At 50.1% G+C, this 11356-nt stretch carries 13 protein-coding genes; 7 read left to right on the top strand and 6 right to left on the bottom strand.

Annotation, left to right across the window (positions count from 1 at the left end):
* Positions 1-1096, bottom strand: a 1096-nt coding sequence (ovoA, locus tag AK963_RS03225; protein WP_238593630.1) for a 5-histidylcysteine sulfoxide synthase, incomplete at its 3' end; no start/stop codon positions are given.
* Positions 1097-1501: 405 nt separating this feature from the next.
* On the opposite strand from ovoA, the gene AK963_RS33080 reads away from it, so the two are divergent.
* The 4 genes from AK963_RS33080 (at position 1502) to AK963_RS03210 (ending at position 3487) form a co-directional block, all read left to right on the top strand.
* Positions 1502-1642, top strand: coding sequence for a hypothetical protein (locus tag AK963_RS33080; RefSeq protein WP_238593629.1), 141 nt, complete (start codon positions 1502-1504; stop codon positions 1640-1642).
* On the top strand, positions 1633-2262 hold the full coding sequence (locus tag AK963_RS03220; RefSeq protein WP_066014034.1) for a glutathione S-transferase N-terminal domain-containing protein: 630 nt from the start codon (positions 1633-1635) through the stop codon (positions 2260-2262). The genes AK963_RS33080 and AK963_RS03220 overlap by 10 nt, the downstream gene beginning before the upstream one ends.
* Before the next feature lie 38 nt (positions 2263-2300).
* Entirely contained in the window at positions 2301-2723 is a 423-nt protein-coding gene (locus tag AK963_RS03215) for a ClpXP protease specificity-enhancing factor (RefSeq protein WP_139117220.1), read from the top strand.
* Between the two features lie 161 nt (positions 2724-2884).
* Positions 2885-3487 (top strand): NADPH-dependent FMN reductase, encoded by a 603-nt coding sequence (locus tag AK963_RS03210; protein WP_066014033.1) that lies wholly within the window; start codon positions 2885-2887, stop codon positions 3485-3487.
* Positions 3488-3554: 67 nt separating this feature from the next.
* Here the strand turns inward: AK963_RS03210 and gntU are convergent, their stop codons facing one another.
* On the bottom strand, positions 3555-4901 hold the full coding sequence (gntU, locus tag AK963_RS03205) for a gluconate transporter (protein ID WP_066014032.1): 1347 nt from the start codon (positions 4899-4901) through the stop codon (positions 3555-3557).
* 132 nt (positions 4902-5033) lie between these two features.
* On the opposite strand from gntU, the gene AK963_RS03200 reads away from it, so the two are divergent.
* From AK963_RS03200 to AK963_RS03190, 3 genes are read left to right on the top strand one after another with little or no spacing between them, the layout of a single operon-like run.
* A complete protein-coding gene (locus AK963_RS03200; protein WP_066014038.1) occupies positions 5034-5561 on the top strand; it encodes a gluconokinase in 528 nt (175 codons plus the stop codon).
* Positions 5558-7366, top strand: coding sequence for a phosphogluconate dehydratase (edd, locus tag AK963_RS03195; RefSeq protein ID WP_066014031.1), 1809 nt, complete (start codon positions 5558-5560; stop codon positions 7364-7366). Before AK963_RS03200 ends, edd begins: the two co-directional genes overlap by 4 nt.
* Complete coding sequence (locus tag AK963_RS03190) at positions 7363-8001, top strand: bifunctional 4-hydroxy-2-oxoglutarate aldolase/2-dehydro-3-deoxy-phosphogluconate aldolase (protein WP_066014030.1); 639 nt, start codon at positions 7363-7365, stop codon at positions 7999-8001. Before edd ends, AK963_RS03190 begins: the two co-directional genes overlap by 4 nt.
* Positions 8002-8112: 111 nt before the next feature.
* Here the strand turns inward: AK963_RS03190 and AK963_RS03185 are convergent, their stop codons facing one another.
* From AK963_RS03185 to AK963_RS03170, 4 genes are all read right to left on the bottom strand, one after another.
* Entirely contained in the window at positions 8113-9114 is a 1002-nt protein-coding gene (locus tag AK963_RS03185; RefSeq protein WP_066014029.1) for a LacI family DNA-binding transcriptional regulator, read from the bottom strand.
* Positions 9115-9333: 219 nt separating this feature from the next.
* On the bottom strand, positions 9334-9717 hold the full coding sequence (grcA, locus tag AK963_RS03180) for an autonomous glycyl radical cofactor GrcA (protein WP_066014028.1): 384 nt from the start codon (positions 9715-9717) through the stop codon (positions 9334-9336).
* Positions 9718-10034: 317 nt separating this feature from the next.
* Entirely contained in the window at positions 10035-10607 is a 573-nt protein-coding gene (locus tag AK963_RS03175) for a BON domain-containing protein (RefSeq protein WP_066014027.1), read from the bottom strand.
* A gap of 67 nt (positions 10608-10674) precedes the next feature.
* The gene (locus AK963_RS03170; RefSeq protein ID WP_066014026.1) at positions 10675-11259 is read right to left on the bottom strand and encodes a phosphoheptose isomerase; all 585 of its coding nucleotides are present in this window, start codon (positions 11257-11259) and stop codon (positions 10675-10677) included.
* Positions 11260-11356 lie beyond the last annotated feature (97 nt).

Genomic DNA, 11356 nt, shown 5'->3' with positions numbered 1-11356 from the left:
GAAAATCAACATCATTAAAACCTTCGGGTAGCTGTGGTCGACGAGACATCTGTTCTAGATAATGCATGGTAATGATGCCTAAGCATAGTTGGCGGCAGCTTAAGGATTTAGAAAATGCGATTGGTATAACGTCTACTGGCCAGTTCCAGGGCATGTCGATCTCTTCGAGCATGGTACGATAGCGATAACTATCTCTGTCGGGTACCCAGAATTCGGGGTGGCGAGCTTTGCCATCATTGTTGCTGAACGTCGCCCAGGCCCAGCCTTCATCGGTCCACCAACGTTCGTTGTCATAACCACCGGCATCAATAAAGGTTTTAAATTCCTGATTGCTGACCAGATATTCACTGGCTTTGAATGGCGCGACCTCAACCTCGAAACGTCCATATTCATTGTCCCAGCCGTAAAGAGAATCATCATAATCTTTGCCCAGACGCAGCGATCGACTGGTTATTTCAATCAGGCTGTTGTCTGGTGCGGCCCCGGTTTCGGTGCAGTGCTGCCAGTAGTTGTGTGGCTGGACATATGAGATTGGGAGCTGACGAATAAGAACCGAAGATGTTTCAAGGTGGATACGCTCATGCTCAATACCCATCAGAATGATCCAGGCTGGACTCTCCCAGATGATAGGTATCTCTAATGGCATATCCTGTATAAAGCTGGCAACGAGTGCTCTGACTTTGCTGCGGTAGTCGCGAACCTGCTGAACGGTTGGCCACTGGTAGTTGCTGTCGTCCAGATCATCCCAGGACATTTCATCCACACCTATGGCAACGGTGGACTCGATGTAAGGGTCAACGCGTTCCGAGATCAATTTGGCGGTGATCAGTTTGTTGATAAAAAACGCGGCAGTATGCCCGTAATAGAAGATCAGAGGGTGGCGGAGGGGGATCGCTTTTTCATACCAGGCTTCTTCACACGCCAGAGTTTCAAACAGCAGATCATACTGATCAAATGTCTGAAGGAAATAATTTAACAACTCCTGTCGTTTGCTCTCGGGGTTGCCTTCGTTCAGAACCAGCGTTCGAGTTACTTTTTCCGGATGAGTGTCTGGGGTGACACTGTAGTCTATCTGACTCGCAGTATTCTCAGCCACGTTTCCTCTCCTGAGTATCGGTGTATAGGGACTTTGAGCAATCAGTTGACAGTAAGCAGAGCCAGCATGAATAACTGCGGGGTGCTTCTTTAATAGAAAAACAGCATATCCATTACTTATTGCTATCAGATGAAAGTGTACGGTGCAAATGCAATAAAGGTTTTCCTGTTACTTGCCGTTTTGTGATTTTATAAGCGTTCAGTGTAGTTGCTCATTATGTTTGCAGGTGGATCTGTCATCGCCTGTCATGGTGAATCTGAGTGTTTTAGAGGGGCTGACTGCGCTTCAATCAGACTGTCGGAAAGCAGTCTCTACAGTGTTTAGGCGGAGCTGTATCTTCGGTATGTTATTGTTGTATTAAGTATTTGCGTTGGTAGGGCTGTTATGGCAGGTGCAAAGTTTGCTATGATAGTGCGTTATTTCGCGGGCGGCTGTTTTACCCGTTATGCAGTAGCCTGTGGTCATCCTCTGGTTATTGTCATGGCCGGGATTGTTGCCGAACTCTCTCATCCTTTGCATGAAGGCGGGGGTACTTCATGGCTGTAGTTGCCAAAAAGTCATCCATGATTTTTTTCTCGGATCCAGCTGACCATTACTGTCACCGGGTTCGTATTGTTCTGGCAGAAAAGGGCGTTGCTGTTGACGTTCAGAATGTTAATCCGGAGAACCTTCCACGGGAGCTTTCCGATCTGAACCCCTACAACAACGTACCTACGCTGGTTGACCGGGAACTGGTTCTTTATGAGCCAAACGTCATGATGGAATATCTGGACGAACGTTTTCCTCATCCACCGCTGCTGCCGGTTTATCCAGTCAGCCGTGCCCAGAGCCGACTGATGATGCACCGCATTCAGAAAGACTGGTGTGCCCTGGTGGATACTATTCTGGATCCAAGAACCAAGGAGACTCCTGCGGCTCGTGCTCGTAAAGAGCTGCGTGAGAGCCTGCTGGCTGTTGAGCCTATTTTTGCTGAAATGCCGTTCTTTATGAGCGAAGAGTTTACTCTGGTGGACTGCTGTGTGGCACCAATCCTCTGGCGCCTGCCAGTGCTGGGCGTTGAACTGCCTAAGCAGGGCAAGTCTATTCTGGACTATGCTGAGCGTTTATTTGAGCGTGAGTCGTTCCAGGAGAGCCTTTCTGAAATCGAAAAGGAAATGCGTGAGTAACCTGGCTGGCGGCGTGAAGTGTTTGTCCGGAGGCTGTTATGACAATGACCAGTAGCCGTTCGTATATTGCCAGAGCATTGTATGAATGGATTCTTGATAATGATTGCACACCCTATATTCTGGTGGATGCCCATCGCCGTGGCGTTGAGGTTCCCCAGGAGTACGTTAAGGATGGCCAGATTGTTCTGAACATCTCGCCGACGGCGGTGCGTGCTCTGAATATTGGTAATGATTACATCATGTTTGATGGTCGCTTCGGTGGTCGCGCCTTGACGATTACCGTACCGGTTCCGGCATTGATGGCTATCTATGCCCAGGAGAATGGGCAGGGAATGGTCTTTGAGGCGGAGCCTCTTGATGAGCAGGAAGAGGTGGAAGAAACTCAGGCAGAAGTGTCGGATGAAGAGCCTCCTCAGCCACCGAAAAAGCCTGGTCGTCCTCATCTGAAAGTGGTTAAGTAACCCTTTTATCAGCTGAACCCTTTGAAAAAGAGTCGCTATGCGGCTCTTTTTTTATGCCTGCCCAAAATATTTGGTTTGCTTTTTGTATTGTGCCTCTTTGAACTATGCTTTTCTCTGTTAAAGTTTGGGGTGAAATTGTCCAGGGCAGAACAGGAAGAAAAATGAAGCTTGCAATTATCAGTGGCAGTCATCGGCTGGAATCCCAGAGTGAGCGGATCAGCCGTGCTTTGGCAGATCGAGTGCTTGAGCTTTCCTTATTTGACTCGGTTGAGATTCTATCGCTGGCGGGAAACCCGCTGCCTCATTGGGATGAGTCTATCTGGAGCGGTGATGAGGAGTGGAAGGCCAGGTTGGCACCCTGGAAGCAGAAGCTAAAAGAGGCAGATGCGCTGGTTGTTGTGGCCCCTGAGTGGAATGGTATGGTGCCTGCAGGGTTGAAGAATTTCTTTCTTCTGTTTGGTACTGCTGAGCTGGGCCATAAGCCTGCATTGATTACTGCTGTTTCTGCCGGGCAGGGTGGAGCATATCCTGTGGTGGAGCTTCGTACCAGTAGCTATAAGAACTGCCGAATCTGCTATCTGCCGGATCATTTGATTGTTCGTCATGTGGGGCAGGTCTTTACGGGTGAAGACCCTGAGGGGGATGAGCACTTGCAGGAGAGGGTGGACTATTGTCTCAAGCTGCTCAAAGAATACTCAACAGGGTTAAAGCTGGTTAGAGAGAGTGGTGTGATTGATCACAAAACCTTTCGAAATGGAATGTAATCGAAATTGGTTTGTCGCAAACAAAAAAACTCCAGCAAATGCTGGAGTTTTTTTATGGAGTAGCTTCTTAGATAAACAAGCTGAAGATCACGGCAACCACGGCACCGGTGGTACCAATGATGGTTTCCATCACAGTCCAGGTTTGCAGGGTTTGCTTTTCGTTCAATCCCAGGTAGCGGTTGGCCAGCCAGAAGCCAGAGTCGTTAACGTGAGACAGAACAATCGCACCACCACCGATGGCAACGGTGACTGCTGCCAGTTGTGCACCAGACAGTGCCAGAGGCTCCAGCATTGGCAGGATCAGGCCGCAGGCAGTCAGCATGGCTACCGTTGCAGAGCCCTGAATAACACGAACGGCAGCGGCCAGGATGAAGGCCAGGATTACAATCGGCAGGCCTGTGCCAGCCAGCATGTTACCAAGCGCCTGACCAACACCAGAATCCACCAGTACCTGCTTGAAGACGCCACCGGCACCGGTTACCAGGATGATAACGCCCGCTGGCTGCAGAGCGGATCCACAGATGTTCATCACTTCATCTTTGGTATAGCCGCGCTTGATGCCCAGCAGGTAGCAGGCAGCAAGACAGGCAACCATGATGGCAGTGAATGGGTGGCCAATAAAGGTCAGCCAGCCGTGAACAGTAGAGCCAGCTTCAACAAAACGGGAGCCAATGGTCTGCAGGCCGATCATCAGTAGAGGCAGGATAATAAGGGCGAATGCCAGGCCAAAAGATGGCAGGGTGCCGTTGCGGTCTTTGAATTCTTCGCTGGCGGCAGCGTGTGCAGGCAGTGGTACATCAACGATTTTGCTGATGAAAGAACCAAACATGGGGCCGGCAAGAATCATGGCTGGAATAGAAGCAGACAGACCAATCAGAATCATCCATCCAAAGTCGGCGCCCAGCTGAGAAGCAACCAGAATTGGACCGGGTGCAGGGATCAGGAATGCCTGGCAGGTAGCGATACCGGCAAGCAGGGCGATACCCATTTTAACAACGCTTTCCTTGCTCTTTCTGACGATGGCAAAGACGACACCGATCAACAGTACAACAGCTACGTCAAAGAAAAGTGGCAGTGCGCAGATAAAGCCCGTGAAGGTAATTGCCCAGTTGGCCTTCTCATTACCGAAACGTGCCAGCAGGGTCTGGGCGATGCGATCGAGAGCGCCGGTGGTTTCCATGACCTTTCCGAACATGGCACCAAGAGCAACCACAACGGCAACGAAGCCCAGTGTTCCGCCCATACCTTTCTGGATAGTTGCGGCGATGTCAGCCGGATTCATGCCAGTAGCGATACCGGCAATCATGGACACCAGAATCAGTGCTACTACAGCGTGCAGTCTGGCTTTCATCACCAGAAACAGGAGCAGCAGGATGGAGCCGGCTGCGGTATATATCAGAGAAAGGTCCGACATGATTGATTCGTCTCAAAAAATTTAAAAACTTTTCATGATTCAATGTTACGGGTAACATGTTACCCGTAACATGCTGTTTGAAGAAGTTTATTCTCTGTATTTTTTCGATAACTATTGATCGAGATCAAAAAAGTGAGTGGCAAAACATTTGTAGTAATGGGTGTATCCGGTTCTGGCAAGTCTACTGTAGGTGAGTCACTCAGCCGGGCAATCGGTGCCAAGTTTATTGATGGTGATGATCTCCATCCCAGGGCTAATATTGAGAAGATGGCTGGTGGAAATCCACTGAACGACGATGATCGTCAGCCATGGCTGGAAAGAATTCGTGATGTCTGCTTCAGTGTGCAGGCGAAAAATGAAACGGGTGTTGTTGTTTGTTCTGCTCTGAAAAAACAGTACCGAGACATCATTCGTGAAGGTAATGACCAGGTTTATTTTATCTTCCTGGATGGCAGTTATGATCTGATCCTTGAAAGAATGAAGGCTCGCCAGGGGCACTTTATGAAAGAGACCATGCTGCAGAGCCAGTTTAATACCCTTGAAGTACCCGGCGCAGATGAAATGGGTGTCGCCCACGTTGATATCTCCAGCGATATTGATCAGGTGGTGGCCATGGCCGTTGAAGCTTCTGCCAGTTTTACCAGAGAGGTTGCGGCATGAACCCTATCGTGCTTGAAGTGACGCAGAGGATTGCCGAGCGCAGTGCGTCACTTCGTCAGAACTATCTTGACCGCATGGAGCACCAGGCCAGTACCGGCAAAATCCGCAAGTCCCTCAGCTGTGGCAATCTTGCTCACGCAGTGGCGGCCTGTGGTACCCAGCAGAAAGACACCATTCTTAACTTTACCCGTGCCAATGTGGCGATTATCTCAGCGTACAATGATATGTTGAGTGCGCACCAGCCGTACCAGGATTACCCGTTTACCATTAAGGAAACGCTGGCCCGGCAGGGGCACAGTGCCCAGGTAGCCGGTTGCGTGCCCGCCATGTGTGATGGTGTGACCCAGGGGCAGGCCGGGATGGATATGTCCCTGTACTCCCGGGATGTCATTGCCCAGAGCGTTGCCATCAGTCTCAGCCATAACACCTTTGACGCAACCCTGTTGCTGGGTGTATGTGACAAGATTGCCCCGGGTCAGCTTATTGGTGCGCTGTCGTTTGGTCATCTGCCAACGGCTTTTGTTCCTTCCGGCCCAATGCCGACGGGTATTACCAACGATGAAAAGGTAAAGGTCCGTCAGCAGTATGTTGCCGGTGAAGTGGGCAAAGATGCGTTGCTCACCATGGAGTGCAATGCTTACCATGCACCCGGTACCTGCACCTTCTATGGTACGGCCAATACCAATCAGCTGGTATTTGAAGCCATGGGGCTTATGTTGCCGGGCTCCGCGTTTATTCCGCCAGGCACCGAATTGCGTGATGCATTGACTCAGAAAATTGCAGGGGATATCGCCAGCAAAATTCATGGAGCCCCTGCCTATCGTCCGCTCTTTAAGGTGCTGGATGAGAAAAGTCTGGTCAATGGCCTGGTGGCTCTGCTGGCTTCTGGTGGCAGTACTAACCATTCTATCCATATGATTGCTGTGGCCCGTGCGGCTGGCTTTATCCTGACCTGGGATGATTTTGATGCGCTGTCACAGGTGGTTCCGCTGTTGACCCGTGTCTATCCAAATGGTCCGGCTGATATCAACCAGTTTCATGATGCTGGTGGTGTGCCTGTTCTGTTGGCAGCTCTGGCGGAACGTGGCCTGCTGTATATGGATGCTGTGCCCTGTTATGGAACCATGGCCGACTATTTGAAAATGCCGGAACTGGACAATGGTCAGCTGGTCTGGAAATCCATGTCCGGAACACGCAATCCTGAAGTGATTGCTGACTCCGAGCAGGTCTTTGCGGTAACTGGCGGGCTGAAAGTGCTCTCTGGAAACCTTGGGCGTGCCGTTATCAAGGTGAGTGCGGTAGCGGAAGAACATTATTCGACGACTGCGCCTGCTTTGGTCTTTAATTCCCAGTATGACGTGGAAGCAGCTTATAAGGCTGGCAAGCTGAATCAGGATGCAGTGATTGTTGTTCGTTTCAATGGTCCTGCAGCCAATGGTATGCCAGAGCTTCATATGCTGATGCCAATCCTGGGTAACCTGCAGAAGGCAGGCTATAAGATTGCTCTGTTGACTGACGGACGTCTATCAGGTGCATCCGGAAAGGTACCTGCTGCTATTCACGTTACTCCGGAAGCGCAAATGGGTGGTCCTCTGGCTTATTTGCAGGATGGTGACCAGGTGACGGTTAATGCAGTCACTGGTGAAATTGCTGTGCATACCGACCTTTCTGCCCGTGAAGCGCATTGTCCGGATCTGTCAGATCTGCACCATGGATACGGTCGTGAATTATTCAATGGTTGTCGCCAGTCTGTTTCCAGTGCGGAAGAAGGGGCATCCATTCTGTTTTGTCGAGGTGTGAAATGAGTCAGTGGGCGATACATCCAGCAGCTGTTTTTGCCGCGTCTCCGGTTGTGCCGGTGATGGTGATTGATCGTGTAGAAGATGCGGTACCCATGGCTCGTGCATTGAGTGAGGGTGGTATCAAGGTGTTTGAAATCACTCTGCGCACAGATGCGGCGTTAGAAGCCATTCGTCAGATTGCAGAAGCGATGCCTGATGCCATGGTAGGAGCGGGCACGGTCATTAATGCATCCCAGTACGATGCGGCGGTAAAGGCGGGCGCAAAATTTGTCATTTCGCCCGGAATGACGCCAGAACTTCTGGCACATGCCAGTCAGTGTTCAGCGCCATTGATTCCCGGTTGTGCAACGCCTTCTGAAGTGATGCAGGCGCTTTCTCATGGTTATGATCATCTGAAATTTTTCCCTGCAGAAATCAACGGTGGTGTTAAGGCGCTTAAGGCGATTTCTGCGCCATTACCACAGGTGCGTTTCTGTCCAACCGGTGGTATTGGTCCTGATAATATCAAGGACTACCTGGCGCTGAGTTGCGTAGCAACGATTGGGGGTTCCTGGATGCTGCCTGCGGATCTGGTTGCATCCCGTAATTGGGCAGAGATCTCTCGTCTGGCTGCTGAAGCGGTTGCCATGGCTTCCTGATTTCCAGGCTTTAAAGGCGCTGGCGACACTGGAGTTATTTTTTCTCAGTGTGGTCAGCGCCTTTTTTTGTATTTGGGGTATTCTGGAAGTGAATGTGTTTTTTACGGAAAATTAAATGCTTTCGCCCTCAAACAGCGTAAAGCCAAGATCTACAACGGGTTGTTCTGGTGAATTACCTGATAGCTTGTCCAGCAGCATTGTTGCAGCAAGGCTGCCAATCTCCCACCTTGGAGTGTCGATACTGGCCAGCTTTGGGGTGATGGAGCGTCCTATATCCAGTGCATTAAATCCGGCAACGGCCATCTGCTCAGGTATTGAAATCCCTCTTCTCTGACATTCCATAATGGCACCAATGGCCAGGTCATCATTGCAGCAGAATACGCCATCAAGTTCAGGGTGGTTATCCAGAGCTTCGGCCATTAACTCTGCACCAAGAGTGAATGATGAATTAGCCGAGGTGGAGAGGATGATGGGATCACAGCCAACACTCTCCATAATATTGTGATAGCCCTGCAGGCGTTGCCTGACTCGGATGTCCATTCTGGCGGCAATAAACGCGATCTTTTTCTTGCCGTTCTCCAGCATGCGCCTGATCATGGCCTCGCTGGCGGCTCTGTGATTCAGGCCGACAGCAAGGTCAATGGGGGGGAGGCAGGAATCCATCACTTCGACCACAGGGATACCGGCGCTTTCGATCATGCGCAGTGATTTTTCTGTATGCTCGCACTCAGAAAGAATTAACCCATCAACCTGATAGGAGAGCATGGATTCTATACGCTTTTCTTCAACGTCTTTATCATAGCCATAATGAGCGATCATGGTCTGATAACCCGATGGCTCGGTAACGCTTTCTATTCCCTGAACAACGGCCGCGAAGACCTGGTTGGAGATAGAGGGGATCAGAATGCCAATGGCTTTGCTGGTGGAGTTAGAGAGGATGTCGGGAACGCGGCTGGCAACATAGCCTACTTCGTCAATGACTGTCTGAATTTTCTCGCCGGTGGCTTTTGAAACCTGTGTTGGGTCCTTGAGGTAACGGCTGACCGTCATTTTGGTAACACCGACCCGGTCGGCGATGTCCTGAAGCGCGAGGCGCTTGTTTTTCGGTTTCATTAATGGTTCGTTCCAACAATCATCTGGCTCAGCGACATCAGATTCAACAGGTTGGCTTCTGAGGCTGGCAGCGGAATTATATCCTCTGTTTTAGGCAGGTGTCTTTAGTTGATTGCGGTTTGAACAATGTTGGAAGGAAGGAGGGTGTGAAGACCGTGAATTTAATGAAAAATCACGGTCTTAATTCAGGAATACATTGCTGCGTCGGGCAGCGCTGTATTACAGGTCCTGAGTGAAGGTACGTGTGATCACGTCACGCTGCTGTTCTGGCGTCAGGGAGTTGAAGCGAACAGCGTAGCCGGAAACACGGATGGTCAGAGATGGATATTTCTCTGGGTTGGCAGCAGCGTCTTCCAGCATTTCACGAGAAAGAACGTTTACGTTCAGATGCTGGCCACCTTCGCGGATGGTGGTTTCCTGAACTTCCAGATCCAGTTCGCGGGATTCGAACTGGCCCAGCTTTTCCAGGGAAACGACTTCACCCTGCTTGAATTCGTCAGTTTTGGCGCAGATCAGGCGAGCTTCGCCAGCAGCTTCGTCCATCAACCAGATTGAGTTAACCAGAGCGTTGTTTTCGCTGGCAGTAATCTGAATGCCTTTCATTTTATTGATCCCTTGATACTCAAGTTCAAACAGCTTTGAGGGCTTACCGGATAGGAATGCGCCGCTCGCCTATCGCCATGAATTCTGGAATGATTCTTCATGGTACGGGCATCCTATCAGTTATGGGAATTTCAATATCTAGGTATTAGCCGAGATCAAGGAAGTGGGTGTTTTTCTTGCTGAAGGATGAAAACTGTTGATCTATGGCAATGATCAGTTTTGGGTTGTGCTTTAGGGCTGTGGCTAGGGCTGGCGCTTGCAATTGCAATAGGGTCTGCCCAGTATTAGAGCAGACCTTAATATTGTCTTATTACTAATTACTGTATGTATTCAAACACCTTAACGACTCTTGAAACTCCGTAGGTGTTGGCTGCGATTGATACGGCCTCCTGTGCCATTTTGGGGGTGATGAGTCCCATGAGATAAACCGTTCCCTGTTCAGTATTGATTTTGATTCTGTCAGCAATAACAGCTTCATTGGTCACCATTGAGGTTTTGATTTTTGTGGTCAGCCAGCTGTCGTTACTTTGCACCAGGATGTCTGCGTTTGGACCAATTTCCAGCTCATTGTAGACTTGGCGAACCTTTTCCACATTCTGTGCTGTCTGACCAGCCAGTCGTTTCAGGCTTTCATCAGGTACCTGGCCGATGAGCAGTACTATGCCGTTAAAGCTGATGACTTTAACTCGCGACTCTCTCAGGGCTGGATCAGCCTTGTTAATGTTTACAGCGGTGACGGTTTCAATGGTCTGGTCATCCATCCAGGATCCCCAGGTCCGTTTGCTGTTATCAATGTTGACAGGCTCTTCGTTAACGGAGTCAACCAGCGCTGCGCAACCACTTAACAGGGTCAGTAAACCGGCTAGGAGTGCAATGCCGATAGGTTTCATGGTTCCCCCCTGAGGTCATGAATAGTGAAAAATTAAGGTTTGGTGGAGATGAGGAAAAGATTCCAGTTTATTCGGCGGAAAACAGGAACTCATCAATCAGATCGCAAAGGCAGTGAATGACCAGGGTATGTACTTCCTGTATGCGTTGTGGACTGATGTCAGGCACCCTGATTTCGACCTCTTCCGGGTGGAGCAGGCGAGCCATGTCACCCCCGTCTTTTCCCGTCAGGGCGATCACCTGAATATTCCTGTCATGAGCGGCCTGTATGGCCTGAACCATATTGGGACAGTTGCCATGGGCTGAAATAGCCAGCAGTATGTCGCCTTCCTGACCGAGTGCCCTTATTTGTTTAGAGAACACTTCATTGTAACTTGAATCGTTAGCGATAGAACTCATGGTCAGGCTGTCTGCACAAAGTGACAGGGCTGGCAGAGCGGGGCGCTCACGATCAAACCGGTTAAGCAGTTCAGAAACAAAGTGTTGGGCGTCGCCTGCCGCGCCTCCATTTCCACACGCCATAATTTTTCCCTCGTTCAGCAGGGATTGAACCATCATCTCTGCTGCGTCGGCAATGAGCGGAGGGAGTGCATCTGCCGAGCGAATTTTGGCGTCGATGCTATCGGAAAAGTGTTGCGTTATACGTTCATGCATGCCTGAAACCTTGAAATGAAAACCACTTGGTTCTCATTCTTCCTTCTTCTTGAAGTCGCTCTTCTGAAAAGCGATCAGAAGATTTCTCTGCTTTTAA

The sequence above is a fragment of the Endozoicomonas atrinae genome (assembly GCF_001647025.1).
Lineage (GTDB): Bacteria > Pseudomonadota > Gammaproteobacteria > Pseudomonadales > Endozoicomonadaceae > Endozoicomonas > Endozoicomonas atrinae.
Note: the sequence above shows the minus strand (reverse complement) of the source record. Positions and strands in the feature narration are given on the sequence as shown.